At 71.5% G+C, this 24,390-nt stretch carries 25 protein-coding genes; 14 read left to right on the top strand and 11 right to left on the bottom strand.

Annotated elements, in window-relative coordinates:
- Positions 1-49 precede the first annotated feature (49 nt).
- The 7 genes from ACFVTH_RS06015 (at position 50) to ACFVTH_RS05985 (ending at position 6,522) form a co-directional block, all read left to right on the top strand.
- Positions 50-1,024: an alpha/beta hydrolase gene (locus ACFVTH_RS06015; protein WP_387087729.1), complete on the top strand. Its 975-nt coding sequence runs from the start codon at positions 50-52 to the stop codon at positions 1,022-1,024.
- The gene (locus ACFVTH_RS06010) at positions 1,021-2,463 is read left to right on the top strand and encodes a dihydroorotase family protein (protein ID WP_387087727.1); all 1,443 of its coding nucleotides are present in this window, start codon (positions 1,021-1,023) and stop codon (positions 2,461-2,463) included. Before ACFVTH_RS06015 ends, ACFVTH_RS06010 begins: the two co-directional genes overlap by 4 nt.
- A 1-nt stretch (position 2,464) precedes the next feature.
- Positions 2,465-3,457, top strand: coding sequence for an LLM class flavin-dependent oxidoreductase (locus ACFVTH_RS06005; protein WP_387038338.1), 993 nt, complete (start codon positions 2,465-2,467; stop codon positions 3,455-3,457).
- A 135-nt stretch (positions 3,458-3,592) separates the two neighbouring features.
- Positions 3,593-4,432: an ABC transporter ATP-binding protein gene (locus ACFVTH_RS06000; protein WP_387087724.1), complete on the top strand. Its 840-nt coding sequence runs from the start codon at positions 3,593-3,595 to the stop codon at positions 4,430-4,432.
- On the top strand, positions 4,429-5,262 hold the full coding sequence (locus ACFVTH_RS05995) for an ABC transporter permease (RefSeq protein ID WP_387087721.1): 834 nt from the start codon (positions 4,429-4,431) through the stop codon (positions 5,260-5,262). Before ACFVTH_RS06000 ends, ACFVTH_RS05995 begins: the two co-directional genes overlap by 4 nt.
- A complete protein-coding gene (locus ACFVTH_RS05990; RefSeq protein ID WP_387087718.1) occupies positions 5,259-6,098 on the top strand; it encodes an ABC transporter permease in 840 nt (279 codons plus the stop codon). The genes ACFVTH_RS05995 and ACFVTH_RS05990 overlap by 4 nt, the downstream gene beginning before the upstream one ends.
- A gap of 13 nt (positions 6,099-6,111) precedes the next feature.
- Positions 6,112-6,522: a RidA family protein gene (locus tag ACFVTH_RS05985; RefSeq protein ID WP_387087716.1), complete on the top strand. Its 411-nt coding sequence runs from the start codon at positions 6,112-6,114 to the stop codon at positions 6,520-6,522.
- A 100-nt stretch (positions 6,523-6,622) separates the two neighbouring features.
- Here the strand turns inward: ACFVTH_RS05985 and ACFVTH_RS05980 are convergent, their stop codons facing one another.
- Both ACFVTH_RS05980 and ACFVTH_RS05975 read right to left on the bottom strand, forming a co-directional pair.
- Positions 6,623-7,477 carry a CPBP family intramembrane glutamic endopeptidase gene (locus ACFVTH_RS05980; protein WP_387087713.1) on the bottom strand — a complete coding sequence of 285 codons (855 nt, stop codon included), beginning with the start codon at positions 7,475-7,477 and terminating at the stop codon, positions 6,623-6,625.
- A 217-nt stretch (positions 7,478-7,694) separates the two neighbouring features.
- Complete coding sequence (locus ACFVTH_RS05975; RefSeq protein ID WP_387087710.1) at positions 7,695-8,774, bottom strand: ABC transporter substrate-binding protein; 1,080 nt, start codon at positions 8,772-8,774, stop codon at positions 7,695-7,697.
- Positions 8,775-9,036: 262 nt separating this feature from the next.
- Here ACFVTH_RS05975 and ACFVTH_RS05970 point away from each other — a divergent pair, with 262 nt between their 5' ends.
- From ACFVTH_RS05970 to ACFVTH_RS05950, 5 genes are read left to right on the top strand one after another with little or no spacing between them, the layout of a single operon-like run.
- On the top strand, positions 9,037-10,056 hold the full coding sequence (locus ACFVTH_RS05970; RefSeq protein WP_387087707.1) for an alcohol dehydrogenase catalytic domain-containing protein: 1,020 nt from the start codon (positions 9,037-9,039) through the stop codon (positions 10,054-10,056).
- Positions 10,046-11,242 carry a CaiB/BaiF CoA transferase family protein gene (locus ACFVTH_RS05965; RefSeq protein WP_387087704.1) on the top strand — a complete coding sequence of 399 codons (1,197 nt, stop codon included), beginning with the start codon at positions 10,046-10,048 and terminating at the stop codon, positions 11,240-11,242. Before ACFVTH_RS05970 ends, ACFVTH_RS05965 begins: the two co-directional genes overlap by 11 nt.
- A complete protein-coding gene (locus ACFVTH_RS05960) occupies positions 11,239-12,102 on the top strand; it encodes an amidohydrolase family protein (RefSeq protein ID WP_387087701.1) in 864 nt (287 codons plus the stop codon). The genes ACFVTH_RS05965 and ACFVTH_RS05960 overlap by 4 nt, the downstream gene beginning before the upstream one ends.
- Before the next feature lie 9 nt (positions 12,103-12,111).
- Positions 12,112-12,954, top strand: a complete 843-nt coding sequence (locus ACFVTH_RS05955; RefSeq protein ID WP_387087698.1) for a hypothetical protein — start codon at positions 12,112-12,114, stop codon at positions 12,952-12,954.
- Positions 12,951-13,298, top strand: a complete 348-nt coding sequence (locus ACFVTH_RS05950) for a hypothetical protein (RefSeq protein WP_387087695.1) — start codon at positions 12,951-12,953, stop codon at positions 13,296-13,298. The genes ACFVTH_RS05955 and ACFVTH_RS05950 overlap by 4 nt, the downstream gene beginning before the upstream one ends.
- A 48-nt stretch (positions 13,299-13,346) precedes the next feature.
- On the opposite strand, the gene ACFVTH_RS05945 is transcribed toward ACFVTH_RS05950, so the two are convergent.
- The 4 genes from ACFVTH_RS05945 to ACFVTH_RS05930 form a co-directional block, all read right to left on the bottom strand.
- Entirely contained in the window at positions 13,347-13,589 is a 243-nt protein-coding gene (locus tag ACFVTH_RS05945) for a hypothetical protein (RefSeq protein ID WP_387087692.1), read from the bottom strand.
- A 123-nt stretch (positions 13,590-13,712) separates the two neighbouring features.
- On the bottom strand, positions 13,713-14,717 hold the full coding sequence (locus ACFVTH_RS05940; protein ID WP_387087689.1) for an EamA family transporter: 1,005 nt from the start codon (positions 14,715-14,717) through the stop codon (positions 13,713-13,715).
- A gap of 45 nt (positions 14,718-14,762) precedes the next feature.
- Complete coding sequence (locus ACFVTH_RS05935; RefSeq protein WP_387087686.1) at positions 14,763-15,245, bottom strand: hypothetical protein; 483 nt, start codon at positions 15,243-15,245, stop codon at positions 14,763-14,765.
- 239 nt (positions 15,246-15,484) lie between these two features.
- On the bottom strand, positions 15,485-16,225 hold the full coding sequence (locus tag ACFVTH_RS05930; protein ID WP_387087683.1) for a TetR/AcrR family transcriptional regulator: 741 nt from the start codon (positions 16,223-16,225) through the stop codon (positions 15,485-15,487).
- Positions 16,226-16,312: 87 nt separating this feature from the next.
- Between ACFVTH_RS05930 and ACFVTH_RS05925 the strand changes: the two genes are divergently transcribed.
- The gene (locus tag ACFVTH_RS05925; RefSeq protein ID WP_387087680.1) at positions 16,313-16,699 is read left to right on the top strand and encodes a VOC family protein; all 387 of its coding nucleotides are present in this window, start codon (positions 16,313-16,315) and stop codon (positions 16,697-16,699) included.
- Between the two features lie 290 nt (positions 16,700-16,989).
- Here ACFVTH_RS05925 and cofD read toward each other — a convergent pair whose 3' ends face one another.
- The 5 genes from cofD to ACFVTH_RS05900 form a co-directional block, all read right to left on the bottom strand.
- On the bottom strand, positions 16,990-18,003 hold the full coding sequence (gene cofD, locus ACFVTH_RS05920; protein WP_387087677.1) for a 2-phospho-L-lactate transferase: 1,014 nt from the start codon (positions 18,001-18,003) through the stop codon (positions 16,990-16,992).
- A gap of 22 nt (positions 18,004-18,025) precedes the next feature.
- Positions 18,026-20,185: a bifunctional lysylphosphatidylglycerol flippase/synthetase MprF gene (locus ACFVTH_RS05915; RefSeq protein ID WP_387087674.1), complete on the bottom strand. Its 2,160-nt coding sequence runs from the start codon at positions 20,183-20,185 to the stop codon at positions 18,026-18,028.
- Positions 20,186-20,212: 27 nt separating this feature from the next.
- Positions 20,213-21,274, bottom strand: coding sequence for a DNA polymerase IV (locus ACFVTH_RS05910; RefSeq protein ID WP_387088753.1), 1,062 nt, complete (start codon positions 21,272-21,274; stop codon positions 20,213-20,215).
- Positions 21,275-21,356: 82 nt separating this feature from the next.
- Complete coding sequence (locus tag ACFVTH_RS05905; RefSeq protein ID WP_387087671.1) at positions 21,357-21,746, bottom strand: MmcQ/YjbR family DNA-binding protein; 390 nt, start codon at positions 21,744-21,746, stop codon at positions 21,357-21,359.
- A 95-nt stretch (positions 21,747-21,841) separates the two neighbouring features.
- Positions 21,842-23,251, bottom strand: coding sequence for a PLP-dependent aminotransferase family protein (locus ACFVTH_RS05900; protein ID WP_387087669.1), 1,410 nt, complete (start codon positions 23,249-23,251; stop codon positions 21,842-21,844).
- 260 nt (positions 23,252-23,511) lie between these two features.
- On the opposite strand from ACFVTH_RS05900, the gene ACFVTH_RS05895 reads away from it, so the two are divergent.
- Positions 23,512-24,360 (top strand): nitrilase-related carbon-nitrogen hydrolase, encoded by an 849-nt coding sequence (locus ACFVTH_RS05895; protein WP_387087666.1) that lies wholly within the window; start codon positions 23,512-23,514, stop codon positions 24,358-24,360.
- Positions 24,361-24,390 lie beyond the last annotated feature (30 nt).

Here is a 24,390-nt window from a genome sequence, read left to right as displayed (position 1 = left end):
TCCCGGGCCCGTGCGCACCGCAGCGTCGAGATCCGGGAGGACCCGAAGAATGAAGCACACCGAGGTCGAGTTCCACAGTGAGGGCGATCGCATCGCCGCCATCTGGCGCACGCCCGACACCCCCGGCCCGTACCGCGCCATCGTGCAGGGCCCCGGCTGGCTGGGCCTGAAGGATGCCAAGCTCTACGTGCGCTACCACGAGGCCCTCACGGCCGCCGGCTTCGCCGTGCTCGTCTTCGACTACCGCGGCTTCGGCGACTCGGGCGGCGACCGGGGCATCCTCTCGCCGAACCGGCAGCTGCAGGACCTCGTGAACGCCGTCACCTACCTCACCACCCGCGACGACGTCGCGGCCGACGCGATCGGCGTCTTCGGCACCGGCGGCACGGGCGGCGGCAACGCCGTGCTGCTCGCCGACGCCGACCCGCGCGTGAAGGCCGCCGTGAGCCAGGTGCCCGTCGCCGACGGCACCGACTGGCTGCACCGCATGCGCCAGGAGCACGAGTGGCTCGCGTTCCTCGCGGGCCTCGAGGAGGACCGGCGCCTCCGCGTCACCACCGGCGCAGGTCGGCTCGTGCACCCCCGCGAGGAGATCATGGTGCCGACCCCCGAGCGCCGGGCCACGAACATCAAGGCCGACGTCGACGACAGGATCCCGAGCGCCATCCCGCTCTCGTGCGCCGAGGAGATCCTCGCGTACCGTCCGATCGACGCCGCCGCCCGGCTCGAGACCCCGCTCCTCGTGATCGGCGTCGAGGGCGACGCCACCACCCCCACCGACCACGCCGAGCAGCTCTACGCCGCCGCGCGCGGGCCGAAGCAGCTCGTCATGCAGCGGCACACCACCCACTACGCGGCCTACGACCGCTACTGGACCGAGACCACCCCGCTGATCGTCGACTGGCTCGACCGCTACGTGCGGCCGAGCGACGTCGTGGTCCGCACCACCCGCTCGCCCGGACTGGGCGAGCTCACCGATCGACTGGAGTCCCCCATGCAGGCAGCAACGGAGGCCGTGCGATGAGCATCGACCTCAGAATCTCCGGCGGCATCGTCGTCACCCCGAGCGGCCCGGTCGCCGCCGATCTGCTCGTCGGCGACGACGGGCGCATCGCCGGCCTCGTCGCGCCCGGCGTCGAGGTCGCGGCGGCACGCGAGCTCGACGCATCCGGCCGCCTCGTGCTGCCCGGCATGGTCGACGTGCACGTGCACACCCGCGAGCCCGGCTACGAGCACAAGGACGACATCCTCACCACCTCGCAGCAGGCCGCCGCCGGCGGCGTCACCACGATGTTCGGCATGCCGAACCTCAACCCGCCGACGGTCGACGTGACGACCCTGCGCGACGTGTTCGACCGCTACACCGCGAGCTCGATCGTCGACTGGAACCACAACCCGGCCCCGACGAAGTTCGACGACATCGTGCCGATGGCCGAGATGGGCATCTGCGCGTACAAGATCTACATGGTCGTCGACACGGGGCGCACCTACCCGCACCCGGCCGGCACCGGCATCCACGACCACGGCCACCTGCTGCAGATCATGGACCGCATCGCCACCACCGGCAAGCGCTTCATCGTGCACCCGCACGACCAGGCCCTCATGGACTACATCGAGGGCGAGGTGCTCGCCCGCGGCGAGAACACGCCGCAGGGCTACGCCTCGGCGTACGCGGCTCGCGAGGGCGTCATCTGGGACACGGCGATCGACGTCGTGCTGCGCCTCGCCGAGGCATCCGGATGCCCCGTGCACATCGCGCACATCCAGACCCGCCGCTCGATCGACGCGGTGCGCCGCGCGAAGGCCGCCGGCGTCGACGTGACGTGCGAGGTCAACCACTGGGCGCCGTTCCTCTCCACGTGGAACGACGTCGAGACGCTCGGCCCGTACGCGCTGTCGTACTGGGTGCCCGACGACAACCGCGCCGCCGTCTGGGAGGGCATGCGCGACGGCACCATCGACATCGCGAGCTCCGACCATGCGCCGCACACGCGCGAGGAGAAGGAGATCGGCTGGACCGAGATGTGGAGCGCCCACACCGGCACCCCCGGCATCCAGTACTACTACGAGCTCATGCTCGACGCCGTCAACCGCGGCCAGCTCACCCTCGAGCGCGCGGTCGACATGGTCGCCCGCATCCCCGCCGAGAAGTTCGGCCTCGCGGGCGTCAAGGGCACGCTCGAGGTCGGCGCCGACGCCGACATCGTGATCGCCGACCCGGCCCACGAGTGGACCATCACGAACGACGACGTGCTGTCGAAGATCGGCTGGACCCCGTACGACGGCCGCACCATCTCCGCCCGGATCGAGCGCACCCTCGTGCGCGGCCGGGAGGTCTACGCCGACGGCGTCGTCGTCGGCAAGCCCGGCGACGGGAAGCTCGCGGCCGCTCGGGCCGATGAATCGGCGGCTGCGGCCGCAGGCGTCGCGCTCGCCGTCGGCGGCGCGCAGGAAGGAAACTGACATGAAGTTCGGACTGCTGCTGCCCCACTTCGGCGAAGAGGCGAGTCGCGAGAAGCTGCTCGAGGGCTCGAAGCTCGCCGAGGACAAGGGCTTCGACTCGGTCTGGGTGCGCGACCACCTGGTGTTCGAGCCGCACGGCGAGATGGAGAAGCCGAACCGCACCTTCTACGACGCGCTCACGACGCTCACCGCGATCGGCGCCGTCACCGAGAAGCTCGAACTCGGCACGGGCTCGCTCATCCCGTTCCGCCACCCGCTCGTGACGGCGCTCATGGCCGGCACGATCACCCAGCTCGTCGGCCCGCGCCTCATCCTCGGCTTCGGCGCCGGCACCTTCGACCACGAGTTCGAGGCGGTCGGCTGGGGCGACCTCAACCGCGTCGAGATGGTGCGCTCGAACGCCGAGATCCTGAAGCGCGTGTTCACCGAGAACGACGTGACCTACGACGACGGCATCTTCTCCTTCGAGAACGTCACGATCGAGCCGAAGCCCGTCGGCGGGCGCATCCCCTTCTGGTACTGCGGCGCGACGCCGGCCTCGGCCCGCCTCGCGGCCGAGTACGCCGACGGCTGGATGCCCGGGCGCATCTCACTGCGCACGATGGAGAAGCGCATCGCCACGATGCGCGACATGACGGATGCCTCGGGCCGCCCCATGCCGACGGTCGCCGTGATCCCGCCGACCTCCATCGAGGACACCCGCGAGGAGGCGCTGAAGCACGTGAACATCCCCGGCCTGCTCGCCTGGGCGAACAAGGCGCGCTTCACGGTCAAGCCCGAGTCGGGCAGCTTCCAGACCGTCGAGGACCTCGAGGGCCAGCTCATCGTGGGCGATCCCGAGCAGGCCGTCGAGGAGATCCGGAAGTTCGAGGCGCTCGGCGTCGAGCACCTCGTGTTCGACTTCCGGTTCAAGTTCGACCGCTTCTTCGAGCAGATCGAGCTGCTCGGCACCGAGGTGCTGCCGAAGTTCCGCCAGGGCCAGGCCGCGGCGTAGACGCCGCTGATCGACTCCCGGTGGTCGAGGAGCGAGCGGAGCGGGCGTCTCGAGACCCGTCACGAGGCTCGATACGCTTCGCTCCTCGACCACCGACCGAACAGATCGACACGAGACCTCAACGAGGAGGAGCGAATGACGACCCCGACGACCGAACCACGCAGCCCCGAGGCATCCCCGCCGGCCCCACTGATCTCGGTGCGCGATCTCTCGGTGAGCTACGACGTGGCCCGCACCGGCAAGCGGCTCATCGCCATCGAGGGCGTCGACCTCGATGTGCACGAGGGCGAGTTCGTCACCGTGCTCGGCCCGTCGGGGTGCGGCAAGACGACGTTCATGAACGTCGTCGCGGGGCTCGTGAAGCCCACGACGGGCACGGTGCACGTCGACGGCGCGCCCGTGACCGGGCCGGGGCCCGATCGCGCGGTCGTGTTCCAGGACTACGCGCTGCTGCCGTGGCGCACCGTCTTCGACAACGTGAAGTTCGGCCTCGAGATGCAGAAGGGGCTGAAGGGCGAGGGCTGGCGCGACCGGGTGCAGGAGGCGATCGAGATGGTCGGCCTCGCCGGCTTCGAGTCGTCGTACCCGCGCGAGCTCTCGGGCGGCATGCAGCAGCGCGTCGGTCTCGCCCGCGCGTTCGTCGCCGAGCCGCGCATCCTGCTCATGGACGAGCCGCTCGGCGCCGTCGATGCCCTCACCCGCGAGGTGATGCGCGACGAGATCGACAAGCTCATCCAGAAGACCGGCAAGACCGTGCTGTTCATCACGCACTCCATCGAGGAGGCCATCCTGCTCGGCGACCGCATCGTCGTGTTCAAGAGCCACCCGGGCGCGATCAAGGAGGTCATCGAGACCGGCCTCGAGCGGCCGCGCTCGGAGCGCAGCGTGCAGCACGACCCGCGGTTCCTCGAGCTGCGCGACCACCTGTGGGACGCCCTGCAGGGCGAGGCGACGGCGGCGGCGGTCTCGAAATGAGCACCTTCCTCGCGAGCGGGCCGAACCTCGGCCGCGGCGGCGTCGGCGCATGGCTCGCCGGGCTCAGTCCGGCGGGCAAGGCCGGCGTGCTCGCCGTCGAGGTCGTCGTCATGCTCGTCGTCTGGCAGCTCGTCGTCGGCGTGTTCGGGTGGATCAACCCGGTCTTCCTGCCGCCGCCCACCGCGATCTGGCAGGGCTTCGTCGAGCTGGTCTCGAGCGGCGTGCTCTGGCCGAACCTGCTCATCTCGCTGCAGGCGTGGCTCATCGGCTTCGTCATCGCGGCGGTCATCGCGATCCCGCTCGGGCTGCTGATGGGCACCTCGCTCCCGGTTGACCGCGTCGTCGGCCCCATCGCGTGGACGATCTACGCGACCCCCTCGATCGCGTACCAGCCGCTCGCGAAGGCGTGGTTCGGCTTCGGCATCGGGCCCGTCGTCTTCCTCGTCGCGATCAGCGCGCTGTTCCCCATCCTGCTCAACGTGGCGGCGGGCATGCGTACGACGAACCCGTCGATCATCCGTGCGGGGCGCGTGTACGGCGCGAGCCGCACCCAGCTCTACCGCTCGGTGTACCTGCCGTCGACGGTGCCGTTCCTGTTCGCGGGCCTCCGCCAGGCGGTCGTGCTCGCGACCATCGGCATGGTCGTCGCCGAGCTCTCGGGCTCGGCCATCGGCATGGGCGCCCTCATCATCAAGTCGGTCAACACGTACCAGACCGACCAGGCCTTCGCCGCGATCGCGATCATCGTCGTGTGGAGCGTCGGCATGGCCCAGCTCGTGACCCTCGTCGAACGATGGGTCGCCCCGTGGACGAGGAAGGGCCGGCGATGAGCGTCACCAGCGCGACCGGAACCATGCGCATCGTGCGGCCCCGCCGCGTCGTGCGCCGCGACGAGGCGAAGTGGACCTGGTTGCTCGTCGTCGTCATCGCCGCCATCCTGCTCGTCTGGGAGGCCGCGGTCAGCTGGCTGCACCTCGTGCCCGAGGCGTTCCTGCCGCCGCCCACGGCGGTCGCGGCGTCCTTCGCGCGGCTCATGGTCGACCCCGAGTTCTGGGCGGCGTTCGCGTACAGCCTGAGCAACGTCGCGATCGGCCTCGTGCTCGCCGTCGTGGTGGGCGTCGTGGTCGGCCTCGCGGTCGGCTGGTCGCCGGTGCTACGTTTCACCGTCGCGCCGTTCCTCTGGCTGCTCTACTCGACGCCGAAGGTCGCGCTCGCCCCGCTGTTCATCCTCGGCCTGGGTCTCGGCAGCGAGTCGAAGATCGCACTGGTCTTCCTGCTCGCGGTGTTCCCGATCATCCTCAACACGATGGAGGGCGCCGTCACGGTCAGCCCCTCGCTCGTGAACGCGGGCCGGGTCTACGGGGTGAACGGCCTCGCGCTCGGGTGGAAGGTCATCTTCCCGGCGACGCTGCCCTACAGCCTCTCGGGCATCCAGCGCGGTGCGGCGCTCGGCTTCACGGGCGAGGTGCTCGGCGAGTTCCTCGGCGGCACCGGCGGCCTCGGGCACCTGCTCGAGTACGCCGCGTACCAGTTCGAGATGGCCGAGGCGATCGCCATGGTCATCGTGATGGTGATCATCGCGAACCTCACGCTGCTGCTGATCTCGACGCTGCGCCGCCGGCTCGCGCCCTGGTACGACGACCGCAAGATCGCGGGGGCGTCGTGAGCCGGGAGTCGTCGTGCTGAAGCAGGTCGTGCGGCCCGAGGGCGTCTACCCGCCGACGGCCGACTTCAGCCAGGCGATCCGCGTCTCGGGCGGAGACCTCGTGTTCGTGAGCGGCATCATCGGCATGCGGCCCGACGGCTCGATGCCGTCGAGCACGCGCGAGCAGGTCGAGCTCGCGTTCGCGAACCTCGCGAAGGTGCTGGATGCCGCGGGCGCGACGCCTGCGGACGTCGTGAAGGTGAACGTGTTCGTCGGGGAGTCGTTCGCGCTCCTGCGCGACGACGTGCGCGAGATCCGCGCGCGGTACTTCACGCACGACTTCCCGGTCTCGACGCTCGTGCAGGTCGCGGGCTTCGCCTCGCCCGAGTACCGCTTCGAGATCGAGGCGATCGCCGCCGTCCCGCCCCGTCAGTCGGTCGAGTAGCGCAGCGTATCGAGACCACCGCCCAGACCCGGAGACCGCCGGCCCCCGTCTCATGCGCGATGACGGGGGCCGGCTCCGTGCGATCGGCCTGCGGGGTCGATCACCGAGCGGTGCGGTTCCGCCGGGCGCGGACGTCCCCTCGGATGCAGCTGATGAGCACGACCGCGGTGAGGCCCCAGAGCACCGCCTGAATCACGATGTTCGCCGGGGAGGGATCCGCGTCCGAGCTCGCACCGCCGAATCCGCCGCCGCCGATGAGCAGCGAGAAGTCACCGAGCCCGTGGAGGACGATCGGGACCCACAGGCGCCCGGTCGCGAGGAAGGCGGCGTAGTACGCGGCACCGGCGAGGGCGGTGACGAACACCTGGAAGGCGATGAACCCGAGGGGCTCGCCGTGGATGAAGCCGCCGAACGAGTGGGCGAGGCCGAACGCGATCGAGGTGACGAGCAGGCCGACGGTCTCGCCGTGCCTCTCGCGAAGCGAGGCGCGCAGGATGCCGCGGAAGTACAGCTCCTCACCGAACCCGACCATGGCGGTGACGACGAGCGCGAGCAGCACCGGCGCGACCTCCCACGCGCTCCACGGGGCGGAGGCGAGGGTCAGGACCGGCTGGACGAGCAGCAGCAGCGGGACCACGAGCATCCATCGTCGCCGCGGCGCGACCTCGAAGGCGTTCGGGGTCCGCCAGACGTCGGCGTTCCATCCGGCCCAGCGGACGAACAGCCCGCCGGCGACGATCAGCGGGATGAGGACCGGCACGTGCGCCAGCGCGTACGCCGCGGCCGGGTCGGCGGGGTCGACCCACGCCGTCAGCAGGTTCGCGACACCCGCGGCGAAGGCGACGTAGACGACGACGGCGACGAGGCCGACCCAGAAACGCCGCGCGACCCGCGGGGCCGCCTCGGCATCGCGTTCGGGTTCGTTCGTGATCGCCGAAGGGTCGACGCCGGTCACGCGGGTCGCTCCGTGATCGAGGGGCCTGCGATGGCATCGAGGTTCAGCACCGGTCAGGTCCTCCAGCTCCGTGGGAATTCGTCGCGTTCGACGCTATCAAGCCCGCATCCGGCGCCCCGTCCGGCGCGCGAGAGCCCCCGCCGTCATGCGCTGCGGCGGGGGCTCTCGGTGCGAGGTTCGAGTCGCGAGGCGAGGTGCGGCCCGGGGCCGCCCGCCCTCAGGGGTAGGGCAGGGTCTCGGGCCCCTCGTTGTCGAGTCCGAGCAGCTCCTGCGCCTTCTCGAGGTAGACGAGCTGCGACTCGTCGAACTCGATGGGCTGGAGCTCCTGCGTCTCGACGGTCGTGTCCCAGGCCTCGGTGCCGAAGTACAGGTTCTGGCAGGCGAGGTGCCCGTCGAGCACCCAGACGCTGTCGGAGCCGCGGAGCGCCGAGACGTCGAAGTCGTTCGCCTCGTAGATGTCGAGCACGGAGTCGACGTTCTCGGGGAACTCGCCGGGCGCGGGCGCGGTCATGTAGTCGGTCGCCTTGAGCGTCGCGCGCAGGAACCGCACCATCGTGTTGGGGTTCTCGGCGACGTACGAGCTGCCCGACACCATCACGTCGTTGGCCCAGTTGCGCAGCGCCTCGACGGGGAACTCGGCGCCGTGCTCCTCGAGCGCGGGCCGGTCGTCGCCGTAGAACGGCTGCAGGCTGATCTTGTCGTTGACGAAGAACTCCGTCCACGACTCCGAGCCGGGGCCGGGGTAGACGACCTCGACGTTCACCGTGTCGAGGTCCCAGCCCTCCTCCTTCAGCACGCGCTTGCGCTGGAACTCGGCGGGGTCGCCGGGCGTGCCGGCGAGCACGACCGAGGTGCCGTCGAGGTCCTCGACGCTCTCGACGTCGGGCTGCACGGCGAAGTCGAAGTTCTGGCGGCAGTAGTGGCCGCTCACCAGGTCGACCTCGACGCCGCCGCGGATCGCCTCGATGACGGTGCCGGTCGACTCGACGCCGATGTCGGCGCTGCCCGAGGCGACGGCCGCGGTCACGTTGTCGGCGGTGATGACCTCGACGGTGAGGCCCTCCTCCTCGTAGTAGCCGAGGTCGGTCGCGAGCACGTACATCGAGTACATCGTGATGTCGGGGAATGGGATGGCCACCGTGATGTCGGTGTCCTCTGCCGCGCCGGGCTCGCCGGCGGCGAGCTCGACGGGTTCGGCCGGGTCGGCACCGCTCGATGCGGCGCAGCCGGCGAGCAGCGCGAGGGATGCCACGGCGACGATCGCCGCGCGGCCCGAGCGGGGGATGGATCTGCGCATGATGCTCCGTTCCTGACGGGTGGTGCGCTGAGGCTCCCGTGGAGCGTTCGCCTCATCGCGAATTGCTGGATACGGTATCCAAAACGGGTGGAAGTGTCTATGGTTTTGTCCAGAGCCGGGTGAGATTCGGCGGCGAAGAGGCATAACCCAGAGCCGATTGGGCATGGCAGAGCGCTAGCCCGTTCACCGGAGGCATGGGTACCGTTTCCGGAGACATCGCGGAGACGGCCCGCGGCTCGACGACGAGGGAGGGAGGCAGGCGGTGCGCGCAGCGGTTCTCTCGAGCCACGGGGTCGATGGGCTCGACGTCGTCGAGCACCCTGATCCGGCCCCCGCCCCGGGCGAGGTGCTCGTGCGCGTCGAGACAGTGGGCGTGAACCAGCTCGACCTCAACGTCATCGCGGGGCGCGGCCCCGGCGCGGCCGCCAAGCTGCCCCGCGTGCTCGGACTCGACGCCGCGGGCGTCGTCGTCGCCGTCGGCCGGGGCGTCGACCCCGCTCGCCTCGGCGAGCCCGTCGTCGTGAAGCCGAACATCGCGTGCGGCGCGTGCGCGGCGTGCGCTCGCGGTCGTGAGGCCGACTGCCCCGCGCAGACGGTCGTCGGCGTGCACCGCGACGGCGGCGCGGCCGAGCTCGTCGCCGTGCCCGCGAAGAACGCCCTCGCCCGCGGGGGCATCCCCGCCGCCATCGCGACCGCCGCGGTGCACAGCCTGCCCATCGTGCTCAACGCGATCGAGACCGCGGGGGTCGTCGCGGGCGACCGCGTGCTCGTCACGGGCGCCGGCGGCACGCTGGGGCGCGCCGCGACGGCGCTCGCGGCGCACTTCGGCGCCGAGGTCGTCGCCGCGTCGCGCTCATCGCTCGAGGCTTCCGAGCTGCCCGAGGGGGTCACGAGCATCGCCGCGACGGATGCCTCCGCGCTCCGCGCGCAGCTCGCAGAGCGCCACCCCGCCGGATTCGATGTCGTCATCGACGTCAGCGGCCACGGGCCGACGCTCGGTGCCGGGGTCGCCGCGCTCGCCTGGGGCGGACGGGCGGTGTTCTGCGCCGCCGTCTCGGATCGCACGCTCGAGCTCGACACCCTCGAGTTCTACCTGCGCCGCAAGCGCCTCATCGGGGTCGCGAGCGCCGATTACGCCCAGGTGCGGCGCGCGCTCGACCTCGTGGCGTCGGGTGCGGTCGCCCCGCTCGTCGGCGTCCGCCACCCGCTCGCCGAGATCGGCCGCGCCTACCGCGGCTTCGCCGACTCGCCCCCAGGAAAGGTGATCATCGATGTCAGCTGAACAGGTCGGCCCGCTCGCGGGCATCCGCGTCGTCGAACTCGGCCAGTACATCTCGGGGCCCTACGCCGCGAAGCTGCTCGCCGACCTCGGCGCCGACGTCGTGAAGGTCGAGTCGCCGGGCGGCGACCCCATGCGCCGCTGGGAGGGGCACGGCACGATGAGCCCGCAGTTCGCGGCGTACAACCGCGGCAAGCGCGCCGTCGTGCTCGACCTCAAGAGCGAGGGCGGCCTCGCCGAGCTGCTGCGCCTCGCCGACGACGCCGACGTCCTCATCGAGAACTTCCGGCCGGGCGTCGCCCGGCGTCTCGGCTTCGGCCCCGAGGTGCTGCGCGAGCGCAACGCCCGCCTCGTGAGCTGCGCGATCACGGGCTTCGGCGCGGACGGCCCGTACGCGGCCCGGCCCGCGTACGACACGGTGATCTCGGCGGTCGGCGGCATGTACAGCCAGGTCGTGCCCGAGCACATCCTGCGTCCGCTCGGCCCCGCGTTCTCCGACCTGCTGAGCGGAATGCAGGCCGCGCAGGCGGTGCTCGCGGCGCTGCACGCCCGCAACGCGACGGGCCTCGGCGAGCACGTCGAGGTCTCGATGGTCGGCTCGCTCATCGACTTCCTCACCGAGGCGGCGTCGACCTACCTCGAGACCGGTCAGGTCGCCGGGCCCGACTCCCGGCCCCGCCGGGCGCAGGCCTACGCCTGCCGCGGCTCCGACGGGCGCGCCTTCGTCATCCACATGTCGGTGCCCGAGAAGTTCTGGACGGGCCTGCTCGAGGTGCTCGAGCACCCCGAGCTCGCCGAGGACCCCCGCTTCGCGAGCCGCGAGGCGAGGGTCGCGAACTACGACGCGCTCGACGTCGAGCTGAAGGCGATCACGGCGCGGATGCCTCGGCAGTACTGGCTCGATCGACTCGCCGCCCACGACATCCCGCACGGGCCGCTCAACACGGTCGCCGAGCTGTTCGACGACCCGCAGATCGCGGCGATGGACCTCGTCGAGGAGATCACCGGACACGACGGCACGGCCCTGCGGGTTCCCGTGCCGAGCACGCGGTTCAGCCGCAGCGGACGCCCGACGATCCACGCCGCCCCCGGGCTCGGCGAGCACGACGCCGAACTGCTCGGCGGAGCATCCGAGCTCATCGAATTCGACACCGGCACCGTCACCGTCACCGAAGGGAGCCGCGCATGACCCGCCCCGACGAGCTCGTCGCGATCGACGTGCACACCCACCCCCAGACCGAGGAGTTCCTTGCCGCGATGGGCAAGCGCCACCAGCAGATGGCGAAGCACTTCGGGCGCGAGCGGCCCGCGGTCTCGTTCGCCGAGCAGGCCGACCAGTACCGCCAGCGCAAGATGATGGCGGTCATCGTGAACTCCGACTCCGAGACGACCTCGGGCATCAAGGGGGCGCCGAACGACCTGCTGGGCAGAGCGCAGCTCGACCACCCCGACGTGTTCCTGTCGTTCGCGGGCATCGACCCGTGGAAGGGCGAGGCGGCGATCGCCGAGATCCGCCGCATGCACGCCGAGTACGGCATCGCGGGCGTCGGCGAGCTGAACGCCTCGCGGCAGAAGTTCCTGCCGAACGACCGCCGCTTCTTCCCGATCTGGGAGGCGTGCACCGAGCTCGGGCTCGTCGTGATGTTCCACTCGGGATTCCCGGGCGCCGGGGCAGGCACCCCCGGCGGCGGCGGGTACCGGCTCGAGAACGCCCGGCCGATTCCCTACCTCGACGACGTCGCGGCCGAGTTCCCCGAGCTCAAGATCATCAGCGCCCACCCGGCCTGGCCCTGGCACCTCGAGAACCTCGCGATGGTGTGGCACAAGTCGAACGTCTACCTCGACCTCTCGGGGTGGGCGCCGAAGTACCTGCCGCCCGAGGTCGTGCGCTACGCCGACTCGCTCATCACCGACCGCGTGCTGTTCGGATCGGACTGGCCCGTGATGACCGTCGACCGGTGGATGGACGAGTTCGCCGAGCTGCCGTTCAAGCCCGAGTCGCGGCAGAAGATCCTGCTCGACAACGCCCGCAAGCTGTTCGGAATCTGAGAGGACGACATGGCCGAACTCGTGCTCGCGGCCGCCACGCCGCACAACCCGCTGCTCTGGCGCTCGATGCGCAATCCCATGCCGGACGACCTCGCCGGCGTCGCCGCGGGCTTCGCCCACATCCGACGGGCGTTCGCCGAGCACGAGCTCGACGCGATCGTCGTCATCGGCACCGACCACCTGCGGCAGTTCTTCTACGACAACTCGCCGGCGTTCGTCGTCGGCAAGGCGGAGTCGTACCACGGCACGTGGGAGAACGAGGTGCGCACCTTCGGCATGGATTACGTCGAGGTCGCCGGGCACCGCGAGCTCGCCGACGAGCTCACGGGTCGCACGGTGCTCCCCGAGACGATCGACCTCTCGGTGAGCCTCGAGTGGCGCCTCGACCACAGCTTCGTCATCCCACTGCAATACGTCAGGCCCGAGCTCGACCTGCCGGTCGTGCCGATCCACACGAACGCGTCGATGCCGCCCGTGCCCTCGGTGCGGAGGTTCATCGCCCTCGGCGAGCACGTGCGGCAGGCGATCTCGTCATGGGATTCCGACGCCCGCGTCGCCCTGCTGACCTCGGGCCACATGGCCAACGACGTCGGCGGCCCGCGCACCTTCGCGGGCTCGCCCGACCCAGAGTTCGACCGCGCCGCCGCCGAATGGATGCGCGACGGCGACCTCGACGGCGCGATACGAGTCTGCAGCGACTTCGAGCGCCTGCTCGACGCCGGCTGCATGACCTACCAGTACCTCAACGCGATCACCGCGCTCGCCGCGATGGGCGGGCGGCCCGCCGACTTCGTCGACGTGGCCGAGTCGCGCTTCGCGTCGAGCCCGTTCTTCCTGTGGAGCACACGATGACGAAGTACATGGTCGACAAGTTCATGCGCTGGGTCGAGCTGAGCGACGAGCGGGTCGCCGCCTACGTCGCCGACCCGGCCGCGTACGTCGAGGGATGGCTCGGGGCCGCCCCCGGACCCGAGGCCGCGACCGACGACCGCTCGCTGACCGATGCCGAGCGGGCGGCGTTCGCCGCGCGTGACTACGCGGCGCTGTACGCGCTCGGCACGCACCCGTACCTGCTGTGGCACTTCACCGAGGCGGTCCACGCGCACGAGTTCACGCCCGAGGCGGGGTGGCGCGAACTCGTGGAGCGGTACCGTGCGGCGGTCGGGCCGCAGGGCTTGGTCGACTACATCCCGTAGCGGGCCGGCAGTCCCGGCCGGCCCGCCGGCTCGATCGGCCGCGCCGGTTCACTCCTCGACGCCGGGGTCGCCGCCCGAGAGCCCGCCGTCGGTCGAGTCGCTCATCGGCTCGTCGTTGCCGGGGGCACCCGGCGTGGCGGCCGACTCGCGCTCCTCGAGGCTGCGCTCCTCGTCGCCGCGGTGTTCGCCGGTGCGCTCCTCCTCGCGGAGGGTCTGCCGCTCGGCGCGCTCGTCGGCGGCTCGCCGCGCCTCCGTGTCGGCGGTCGTCTCGGGATCGTTCATCGAGGTCATGGCAGCCTCCTGCTCGTCGGATTGCTCGTCGTGCTCGTCGGATCTCGTGTTGTTGCTCGTCGGATCTCGTTCCTGCCACGCTCGCAGGGCGCCGCCCGCACGGCAACGGGCTTGACAGCGGGTTCAGGCGAGGCCGAGCAGCACCGAGGCTGCGAGCGCGAAGAGGGCGCCCAGCAGCTGCACACGCGAGAGGCGTTCGCGCAGCACGATCCAGGCGAGCACCATCGTCGCGAGCGGGTACAGGTTCGTGAGCACGGCGACGACCGCGACCGAGCCGGCGTGCAGGCCGAGCATGAGCAGCACGTTCGCGATCCCGGTCAGGATGCCGGCGGTCGCCGCGAGCAGGAACGCCGGGGTGATCAGGCGGGAGCGCATGGTCGTCGGCACGGGGGAGGGGGCGGGCGCGGACATGGCCTGGGGCGAGAGGTCGGGCTCGGACCCGGGCTCGGACTCGGGCTCGGACCCGGGCTCGGACCCGGGCTCGGTGGCGGGGGTCGGAGGGTCGAGCAGCGCGAGCAGCCGGCGCAGCCCACCGCTGAACGGTCGGAGCGCGGCCGCGGCGAGCAGGCCCGCGGCGCCGAGGCCCGAGTCGAGGAGCACCGGGACCAGCCCGGCGTCGGCGGGCACGCGGTCGAGTGCGACCGTCGCGAAGCCGAACCCGAGTCCCGCGCTCACGGTGAAGACGACGGTGCGGGCGCTCAGGCCCGCGACGCTCACACGGTGCTCCATGCCGATGAGCACTCCGCCGACCACGGCGATCGCGATGGCGGCCCAGGCGATGGGGCTCAGGCGGTCGCCGAGCACGACCGCGGACGCGACGGGCACCGCCGAGCTCAGCAGTCCGATGACGGGCGCCACGAGCGAGATCGGCCCCGCGGCGAGCGCCGCGAAGAAGGCGAGGAAGCCCACGAGCGCGAGGGCTCCGGCGACGAGCCCGCCCACGACGGCCTGCGTCGACCAGACTCCGCCGGTCAGTGCGACGGCGACCACGAGGAGCGCCGCGGCGAACACGTAGTTCACCGTCGTCGAGGCGAACACGGTGGAACGCCGCGCAGCGACCCCGCCGAGGAAGTCGGCGATGCCGTACGCCAGTGCCGCACCGAGTGCGAGCGCCACGATCGCGATCACGCGTCAATGCTGCCGTACACCGGCGACCTCAACCAGTGTGCGAGTTCACCCGCCGTACCAGCCGAGAACGACGAGCTCGGTGCCCGCTGCGTTGCACGCGGCGGTGATCTCCTGGTTGGCGGTCTCGATCTTCTCGAGCTGGTCCGCCCAGCTCGCCGGGTCGCTCGAGGCCTCCACGCGCGCGCTCATCGTCGTGGCCGCCTCACCCAGTCTCGTGACCGGGGCGTCGAGTTCGGAATCGTCGAGCGCGGCGTCGATGCGTCTCAACTCCCACGACGCCGTGGAGTAGAGACCACCCGCGGTCTCGGCGCTCATCGCGCCCTCGGGTGCCACCTGCGCGTTGAAGATCATCGACATCGGCGCGCTCAGCTGCTCACACGCCTCGGCGTCGGTCAGCTCGAGCACGGGCGGCGATGTGGTCGCGGCGGTCGCGGCCGTGGCCGCTGGATCTCCGGGGGTGCATCCGGCCAGGAGCGGAATGAGCGTGCAGGCGACGACGAGCGGCGCGAGCGTGCGCGGTCGACTCAACGCTGCGTCTCGATCCGGCACGTTCGAGGCGTCGACGCACCGCTCAGCCCGTCGGCTCATCGGCCGGGTCGGGGAGGAAGTCCGTGAAGTCGATCGGCTTGGTCGGCTCGATCGGTCGTGCCTCGGGATCGGTCGGCCCGGGTGGAGTCATCGTCGGTTCCTTTCCGCCTGCTGGGGGTCGCAGTCGAGTGCCCTGCCATACCTGTATGTCCGGTCGAGGCGATCCGGTTCCCACGATGTCAGCCGAGATGCGGGGCCGGGTCGATGCCCTCGAGGTCGGCGAGCCCCGCGATGACCCGGGCGAGACCGAACTCCCAGGCTCGCTCGGCATCGTACGGGCCGCCCATCGCCTCGCCCGCAGCCCGCCCGACCCGCTGGGCGAGCGGGTGGTCGTCGCCGAGGTGGGCGGCGAGGCCCGCCGTCGACTGCGCCCAGAGCTCGCCGAACTCCCCGGTCGTCGGCCGCTCGACGAGCCTGTCCGCCGCCGAGCGGGTGAAGTCGAGCACGAAGGTCAGCGCGGCATCGCGCGCGACGTCCCCGAGCGAGGTGCCGTCGAAGGCATGCAACTCGCGGTCGTACTTCGCGATGGTGCCCGGGCCGAGGGCCGTTCGCGGGTCGTCGACGTCGAGCAGCCAGGGATGCGCGCGGAGCAGCGCGAGGTTGTCGGCGGCGACGCGGCGCACGTTCGTGCGCCAGGCCGCACGTCCGAACGGCGTCGACGCCATCTGCGCGTGCGCCTGGTCGGCCATCAGCACGAGCAGGTCGTCGCGGCTGTTGACGTGCGTGTAGACCGACATCGGCGTCAACTCGAGCCGCTGCGCGAGCGCGCGCACGGTGACTGCGCCGAGGCCGCTCTCGTCGGCGAGGGCGATCGCCGTCGCGACGACCTCGGTGGTCGTGTGGCGCGCCTTGGGGCCGCGGCGGCCGGTCGGCGCGGCAGCGCGGTCGCGCCAGAGGAGGTCGAGCAGTGATTCGGGCAAGGCGGGACCTCCTCGGGAACATCCGCTATAACTGTACGTTGTACATTGAACTATACAACGTACAGAGATAACTCGACGGGAGACTCCATGAACATCACCCAGACCGCCGTCTCGCTCAACGTGCCCGACGTCGAGGCCTCGGCGGGCTTCGCGAAGGCGCACTTCGGCTACGAGGAGGCGATGGCCGCCGACGGGTTCGTCTCGCTCACGCACGCCGCCTCGAGCACCAACCTGATCTTCCTCGCTACGGGGCTGTCGACCTTCAAGCCGGGCGAGATCGCCGGGAGCGCCGGCCAGGGACTCCTGCTCGTGTTCGTCGTCGAACGCCTCGACGAGGAGTTCGCACGGATCGAGGCGGCCGGCGCCCGCGTCGTGACGCCGCCCGAGACCGAGCCCTGGGGCGAGCGCTACTGCCAGTTCGCCGATCCCAACGGCCTCATCTGGCAGCTCGTCGAATGGGTCGCCGAACCCTGATCCGCTCGACCGCCGCTTCCTGATGCGGCGAGTCGCAGGACGATTCGGGCGGCACGCCGAGATGGCGTCACGCTCGGGTCGGATGCTCCTGCGACTCGCCGCGCGGGCGAGTCGATCCCTCAGCGCGCAGGACCACATGGCCACACGACCACACGGCTCGCGACCACATGACCACACGACCACACCTTCGCCGAGGGAGCTCCCCGTTCGAGTCCTCACCCAGTGACTGCCTCGAGGCCGCGAAGTCGAGCTGCTCGAGCAGCGAACGAGCGGAAGCCGGCCCGGCCGGACTACCCGACCGACTCCGCCAGGTCGAGCGCGGCGCCGGCGAGGGCGGCCGAGGTGTCGAGGTCGCGCATCCAGAGCGGGGCGGCCGCGGCGATCAGGCCGGCCTCGCCGAGCGGGGCGAGGGCCGAGGCATCCGTCTCGTCGACGAGCCACGCGTCGAGCAGGCCGCCGGCCGATCGCGCGCCGTAGTGCAGACCCACGCCCTCGGCGCTCGTCTCGACGCCGATCACCGGGAGGCACACGTCGGCCATGCCGCGCACGACCTTGCCGCCGATGATCGGCGAGACCCCCACGACCGGGGCCGCGGTCGCCGCGAGCGCCTCGCGGATGCCCGGGATCGAGAGGATCGTGCCGATCGAGACGACCGGGTTCGACGGGGCGACGAGCACGACGTCGGCCTCGGCGATCGTCTCGACGACGCCCGGCGCCGGGCACGCACGGTCGAGGTTGCGCTGCGTGAACGCGAGTGCGGGCAGGGCCGCGCGGTGGCGGGTCCACCACTCCTGGAAGTGCATCTCGCGCTCGCCGCCGGGCGCCTCGGCGTCGGCGACGCGCACCCAGGTGTCGACCTCGGTGTCGGTCGCCGGGATGAGCCGGACGCCGAGCGGCCAGCGCTGCTGCAGCCGCTCGCCGATCTGCGACGGCGTCAGACCCTCGCGAAGCCACGAGGTGCGGGCGAGGTGGGTGCCGAGGTCGAGGTCGCCGAGGGTGAACCACGGCCAGCCGACGCCCCACTCGCGCAGCTCGGCCGCGACCCGCTCGGTCTCGCCGGCGCGACCCCAGCCGCGCTCGGTGTCGTTGACGCCCGCGAGCGCGTAGAGCAGCGAATCGAAGTCGGGCATGAGGCGCACGCCCGAGAGCCAGAGGTCGTCGCCGGTGTTCACGACCACCGTGATCTCGGCGCCGGATGCCCCGGCCTCGCCGTCGGCGCTCGGCCACCGCCGCGCGCACTCCTCGCGGACGCCCCGCACGAACTTCGAACCGCCGACTCCGCCGGCGAGCACCGTGATCTTCACGGTTCCCACGCTAGCCGTGCGCTCAGCGGGTGAGCGACGCCCCCATGCGCACGAGCTCGGGCATCGAGGCATCCGGCAGGTAGGCGCGCGCGAGCGCGAGCCCGATGCGCGCCAGATCGCCCTCGTCGGCGAAGAGCAGGTAGAGCGGCTCGGCCCGCGGCCGGAACTTCTGCTTGAACCGGTGCAGCGAACGGAAGCCGTACGCCGGTTCGAGCATCGCTCCGAGGTGGTCGAGCCAGCCGTCGATCGGGCTCAGCTCATCGGCCGACGCCGGCGTCGAGCGGGCGAGCGGCGCGCCCGAGAGCGAGAGGAACGCCGCCCCCTCATCGCGGAACGCGAGCGCCGAGGACGCGATCAGGAACTCCATGACGGCGGGGAAGGTGCCGCCCGCCCGCCGTCGCATGAGGTCGAGCGTCCACCCGGTGACCGCCCCGTCGGCGCCGTACACCGGCAGCCAGCTGAGGAACCCCTCGAGCTGCCCGTCGCGCTCGGCGAACGCCATGCGCACCTCGGGGTCGAGGGCCTCGTCGACGGTGCCGAGGGTGAAGCGCATCTCGGGCAGCTCCTTCTCGCCGACCCACTGCGCCGAGATCTCGTCGACCTGCGCACGCACCCGCCGTGATTGCTGCGCGAGGGCGCCCATACGGAAGGCGACGTCCTCGCGCTCGGCGCGATTGAGCGCCTGCCGCGCGGGCGACCACGCCTTGCCGGTGAACTCGAGCCCCGGCAGGTCGACGATCGTGTCCTCGGCGATCTGCACGGCACGCCACCCCTCGGGGATCACGGCTCGCGCCCGCTCGGTCGCGCCGAACACGCACGGCGTGAAGCCGGCGCGCTCGACCGTGTCGAGGAACTCGACGAGCGTCTCGCCGACGCGGCCGTCGGGGGCGATCGGGTCGGAGAGGGCGATCGCGACGCCCTGGTGCGTCTGGTACGCCACCGCGGTCGCGGGGTCGGAGCCGAGGAAGATGCGGTTGTCGGGCCACGTCGCCATCCACGACAGCGGGCCGCCGCCCGTCTCGCGGATCAGCTCGCGCGCGGTCTCGATGAGGGCGCCGGGGCTCTGCGCGTCGCGGGCGCCGGGCAGGCGGCGGCGCAGCCGCGCGCGGTAGGCGTGCCGGGTGATCACGAGCCAGATGAGGATGCCGAGCCAGAGCACCGAGGTCGTGATCGCGAGCGTGAGCGCGTCGCGCGATTCCGAGTCGGCGAGCGCGGCGGCGTCCGAGTCGGAGCCGAGCGCGTCGAGCAGGGTCAGCAGGAGGAAGGCGAGGACGCCGCCGAGCACGTTGAGGGCGCCCAGCACGACGGCGCCGATCCAAGCGAGCCGGATGCCCCGGCGCAGCCCGTCGGCGAGCAGCAGCACGATCACCGCATCGATCGCGACGTCGACGAACTGGGCGCCGCCCGGGTCGCTCGCGCCGAACGGCCCGAAGGCCGGCACGAGCACGAGGATGACCTGCGCAGCCCCGACCGCGAGCAGCACGGTCCACGTGATGAAGCGCTGCTCGCGCAGCGTCGGGCGGCTGAACGCGCGCGCCTGCACGAGCATCACGGCGACGACGGCGACGGCGTGCTCGATGTCGGCGAGCGTGCCGATGAAGAGCACCCCGATCGTGACCACGGCGAACACGATGAGCAGCACGCGTCCCGCCCACGGCGAGCGCAGCGAGAACGCCGCCATCGTGATCGCGGCGAACACGCCGCCCGAGGCGCCGACGTCGAGCTGCGTCGCGAGTTCGTCGGCCCACGGCGAGCCGAACGCCGCGAACCCGGCGACGATGAACGCGGTGCCGATGACGGCGACCGCCTGCCCGATCAGGAAGGTCGCGGCGGTGACGCCCGATCCGCGTCGCAGCTCGAGCCAGCCGAGCCCCAGCGCGGCGAGCGGCAGGATCAGCAGGTACCCCGGCGGCACTGCGACGAGCACCGTACCCGTGGCGACGGTGTACCACCGGCCGTCGGCGAAGGAGGGCAGGCCGTAGGCGAAGGTCTCGTACCAGGGGGCCTGGTCGCTCGGGCTCGTGAAGCCGCCGCTCAGGAGGCCGGCGACGACGAGGACGAGCAGCACCGAGATCGTCACCGGGATGCGCCGGAGCAGGTGCATGGCGCGCCTCGCCGTGCCGGCCGGGGGCGGGGCGGGCGAGTCAGCGCCGGGGGCCGGCGGGCGATCGCGGTCCGTCATGCCGCGAGTCTGGCATGCGGCGTTCGCTCACCACCCGCTGCGGGTCGGCGTGTGCCCGTCGCGCGCCTCGTCGGGCATGCGCATCTCGGCGCGCAGGCCGAGCAGCCGCACCGGCCGGCCGGGTTCGATGCGGTTCGCGAGCTCAAGCATGCGGGCGAGCACGACCTCGTGGTCGCCCGTCTCGGCGATCTTCTTCGTGAAGGTCTTCGTGATGAACGGCGCGTACCTCACCTTGAGTGCGAGGCCGACGACCGGGCGGCCCTCGGCCGCGACATCCGCGAGCACCTGCGAGGCCAGCTCGCGGATCGCCCCCTCGATCTCGGACGCCTCGACGAGATCGTGCTGATAGGTCGTCTCGCGGCTGTGGCCGCGCGCGACCCAGGGGGTGTCGTCGACGACGCGCGCACCTTCGCCCCGGCCGAGCTGGGCGTACCAGGGGCCCATGCGCGGGCCGAACTCGGCCATGAGCCCCGCGGACTCGGGGTCTGCGGCGGCGAGCTCGCCGATCGTGGTGATGCCGAGCGCGGCCAGACGTCGAGAGATCTTCGAGCCGATGCCCCACATCTCGATCGTCGGGCGGCCGCCCATGACTTCGAGCCAGTTCTGGGCCGTCAGTCGGAACACGCCCTGCGGCTTGCCGAACCCCGTCGCGACCTTGGCTCGCACGAGCGTGTCGCCGATGCCCACGCTGCAGTGCAGCCTCGTGCGCTCGAGCACGGCGGCCTGCACGGCGTGCGCGTAGGCCTCGGGGTCGTCGGTCTCGACGCCGACGAACGCCTCGTCCCAGCCGAGTACCTGCACGGTGGCGCCCGGCTGCGCGCGCAGCGTCGCCATCACCGCCTCGGATGCCGCGGTGTACGCCTCGTGATCGACCGGCAGGATGACCGCCTCGGGCGCCTTGCGCGCCGCGATCCGCAACGGCATGCCCGACCCGACCCCGAACTCCCGCGCCTCGTACGAGGCGGTCGACACCACGGCCCGCTCGTTCGGGTCGCCCCGACCGCCGACGATCACCGGCTTGCCCGCGAGCTCGGGGCGCCGCAGCACCTCGACCGCCGCGATGAACTGGTCGAGGTCGACGTGCAGCACCCACCCGTGGCTGCGTTGGCTCACGGGGCCAGTCTGCCTCGACTGCGCGGCGAATGCCGCATGGAATCGTGGAGCGGCGCGCCTACGCGTCGTCGCCGAAGAACTCGCGCCGCAGGTACTTCGGCGCCTGTACACGCCACGCCTCGGTCACGAGCTCCTCGAGGTGGTCGTCGGCGATGCCCGCCATGCGGAACGCGATCTTCGGCTCTCCCCACCGGGTCGTCGCGCGCAAGAACACCTCGGGCTGCATCTCGCGGAGCGCGAGCGCGTCGACGGGGTCGCCGACCTTCACCCCGACGACGAGCTCGGCGGCGATGACCTCGCGCATGTCCTCGGGGATGCTCGGCCAGGGGTGGCACTCCCACGCGAAGAGCTTGTTGCGCACGAACCATGCGGCGCCGCCGGTCATGGCCCGCTCTTCGCTGCCCGGCAGCCGGGCGGCGATGCGTCGCACGTCGTCGAGCTGGGCCATGCCCCGAGCCTAGGTCGCACCACCGTCGCGGAGGTGGGTTCGGCGCGCTGCGGAAGCTTCGAGCCGACCTCAGCGCGCCGAACCTGCCTCAGGCCTCAGTACCCGCCCGCCACGACGTGCTTCGCTGCCGTCGCGAGCGCGTCGGCCACCCCGTCGACGTCGTCGCGCACCATGCCGACGGTCACCCGCACGAACTCGCCCGGGCGTCGCGTGCGGCCCGCGCCCGGGGCATCCGTGCCGTTCGCGGCGGCGAGGAAGGGGGAGCCGGCGGCGACCCTGATGCCCGCGACGGCGAGCTGCACGAGAGCCGAGCGCTCGCCGAGCACCGGCATCCAGAGGTTGATGCCGTCGGCCTCCTGCACGGCGACGCCCCGTTCGCGCAGCGCGTCGCCGAGCATGCGCTGGCGCGTGTAGTACTGCCGTCGCGCCTCGGTGACGGCGTCGATCGAGGCGCCGTCGGTGAGCAGGTCGAGCAGGATCGTCTGCACCATGCGCGAGGTCCAGCCGGGTCCGAGCATGCGCCGCCCGGCGATGTGCTCGACGAGCTCGCGCGGCCCGCCGAGGGCGGCGATGCGCAGGTCGGGGCCGTGCGACTTCGAGAAGCTGCGCACGTGCACGACCCGGCCGGGCAGCCAGGTGCCGAGCGTGACGTCGCCCTCGATCGAGATGAGGCCCGAGTGGTCGTCCTCGATGACGACGAGGTCGTCGATGCGCTCGGCGTTCGCGATGGTGCGGGCGAGCGCCTCGGCGCGCTCGGGCGTCATGGATGCCCCGGTCGGGTTCTGCGCCCGCGGCTGCAGCAGCACGGCCACGGGCCGCTTGCGCAGGGCGACGGCGAGTGCCTCGGGCACCATGCCGTGCTCGTCGAGTCGCACCGGCACCGCGACCGCGCCGAGCACGTCGAGCAGGTCGAGGAAGGGCGGGAAGCCGGGACTTTCGACGACGACCCGGTCGCCGAAGCGCACGAGCTCCTCGAGCGTGCGCGAGATCGCGTCGAGGGCGCCGTCGACGACCATGAGCGACTCGGCGTCGCTCGGCCACGAGTCGCGTAGGGCGCGCGCGAGCGCGGGGATCACGGGTTCGGCCTGGTAGCTGCCCGTCTCGGCGCGTGTCGAGACGCGCGAGAGGGCCGGGCCGAGGGCGGGCAGCAGCAGCGGGTCGGGCGTGCCGCGCGAGAGGTCGAGGCGCACCGGGTCGTCGGGGGCGGCCATGCCGCGCATGCGCGGGGCGAGTCGCAGCGCCTCGGCGCCGCGCACGAAGCTGCCGGCGCGGCCGCGGCTCTCGATGACGCCCGCACGGGCGAGGGCCTGCCAGGCCTGGCTGATCGTCGCGGGACTGACGCTCAGCGCGGCGGCGAGCTCGCGCACGGTGGGCAGCCGGTCGCCTGCGGCGAGTTCGCCGCCGTTCACGAGCCGGGCGACGTCGCCGGCGATCGTGCGCGGCGAGGCATCGGCGAACTCGGCGAGTTCGATCAATCGCGAGGCATCCATTCGAATACCTGACACCACCATTGCCTCCGAACCGCGCAAGGGACAAGATATGTAACCACAGCGTCACAGAGTGAAACAGAAGAGAAATGTTCAAGCCGAACAATAACAGAACGGGCCACAAGCCCCGGGTTCGTCACACCGTTCGGCAGTTCCACCGGCAGTTCAATCGGTACATCTCGGCGTCGCAGCAGCAGCCGATGATCACCTGACACGAGCACCACGCCAGGCGATCCTCGAGTGCACGGCAATGGCGCCGCCCGACTCAGGAGACATTCATGACGATCGTCAGAGCGGCCATCACGCAGACCACCTGGACCGGCGACAAGTCCTCGATGCTCGACAAGCACGAGCAGTTCGCCCGCGATGCGAAGGCGCAGGGCGCCGAGGTCGTCTGCTTCCAGGAGCTGTTCTACGGCCCGTACTTCGGCATCACGCAGGACCAGAAGTACTACCGCTTCGCCGAATCGGCCGAGGGGCCCATCGTGCAGCGCTTCGCCGAGGTCGCGAAGGAGCTCGGCACCGTCATGGTGCTGCCGATCTATGAAGAGGCCGAGACGGGCGTCTACTACAACACCTCGGTGCTCGTCGACGCCGACGGCACCATCCTCGGCAAGTACCGCAAGCACCACCTGCCGCACCTCGACCGGTTCTGGGAGAAGTTCTACTTCCGCCCCGGCAACCTCGGCTACCCCGTCTTCGAGACCGCGGTCGGCCGAGTGGGAATGTACATCTGCTACGACCGGCACTTCCCCGAGGGATGGCGCGAGCTCGGCCTGAACGATGCGCACTTGGTCTTCAACCCGAACGCCACCAAGCCCGGGCTCTCGAACCGCCTGTGGGAGGTCGAGGGGCCGTGCGCCGCCGTCGCGAACGGCTACTTCGTGCTGCAGCCCAACCGGGTCGGCCGTGAGGACAACGAGTACGGCGACCTCGCCGTCGACTTCTACGGCACGAGCCAGGTCATCGACCCGCGCGGCAACTTCGTCGGCGACCGCGGCTCGAGCGAGCACGAGGAGCTGCTCGTGCGCGACCTCGACCTCGACATGGTGCAGCAGATGCGCGACGACTGGCAGTTCTACCGCGACCGCCGGCCCGACTCCTACGCGAAGATCGCGAAGCCGTGACCCTGCCGATCGAGTAGCGACGAAGGAGCG

Origin of the sequence: Agromyces sp. NPDC058104, assembly GCF_042884835.1 — a bacterium.
Classification (GTDB): domain Bacteria; phylum Actinomycetota; class Actinomycetes; order Actinomycetales; family Microbacteriaceae; genus Agromyces.
Note: the sequence above shows the minus strand (reverse complement) of the source record. Positions and strands in the feature narration are given on the sequence as shown.

Coding starts and splice junctions, on each gene's coding strand:
- ACFVTH_RS05965 (WP_387087704.1), top strand. CDS start 10,046: ATGTCAGCTGAACAGGTCGGCCCGCTCGCGGGCATCCGCGTCGTCGAA.
- ACFVTH_RS05960 (WP_387087701.1), top strand. CDS start 11,239: ATGACCCGCCCCGACGAGCTCGTCGCGATCGACGTGCACACCCACCCC.
- ACFVTH_RS05995 (WP_387087721.1), top strand. CDS start 4,429: ATGAGCACCTTCCTCGCGAGCGGGCCGAACCTCGGCCGCGGCGGCGTC.
- ACFVTH_RS05955 (WP_387087698.1), top strand. CDS start 12,112: ATGGCCGAACTCGTGCTCGCGGCCGCCACGCCGCACAACCCGCTGCTC.
- ACFVTH_RS05925 (WP_387087680.1), top strand. CDS start 16,313: ATGAACATCACCCAGACCGCCGTCTCGCTCAACGTGCCCGACGTCGAG.
- ACFVTH_RS06010 (WP_387087727.1), top strand. CDS start 1,021: ATGAGCATCGACCTCAGAATCTCCGGCGGCATCGTCGTCACCCCGAGC.
- ACFVTH_RS06015 (WP_387087729.1), top strand. CDS start 50: ATGAAGCACACCGAGGTCGAGTTCCACAGTGAGGGCGATCGCATCGCC.
- ACFVTH_RS05905 (WP_387087671.1), bottom strand. CDS start 21,746: ATGGCCCAGCTCGACGACGTGCGACGCATCGCCGCCCGGCTGCCGGGC.
- ACFVTH_RS06005 (WP_387038338.1), top strand. CDS start 2,465: ATGAAGTTCGGACTGCTGCTGCCCCACTTCGGCGAAGAGGCGAGTCGC.
- ACFVTH_RS05990 (WP_387087718.1), top strand. CDS start 5,259: ATGAGCGTCACCAGCGCGACCGGAACCATGCGCATCGTGCGGCCCCGC.
- ACFVTH_RS06000 (WP_387087724.1), top strand. CDS start 3,593: ATGACGACCCCGACGACCGAACCACGCAGCCCCGAGGCATCCCCGCCG.
- ACFVTH_RS05975 (WP_387087710.1), bottom strand. CDS start 8,774: ATGCGCAGATCCATCCCCCGCTCGGGCCGCGCGGCGATCGTCGCCGTG.
- ACFVTH_RS05950 (WP_387087695.1), top strand. CDS start 12,951: ATGACGAAGTACATGGTCGACAAGTTCATGCGCTGGGTCGAGCTGAGC.
- ACFVTH_RS05945 (WP_387087692.1), bottom strand. CDS start 13,589: ATGACCTCGATGAACGATCCCGAGACGACCGCCGACACGGAGGCGCGG.
- ACFVTH_RS05915 (WP_387087674.1), bottom strand. CDS start 20,185: ATGACGGACCGCGATCGCCCGCCGGCCCCCGGCGCTGACTCGCCCGCC.
- ACFVTH_RS05895 (WP_387087666.1), top strand. CDS start 23,512: ATGACGATCGTCAGAGCGGCCATCACGCAGACCACCTGGACCGGCGAC.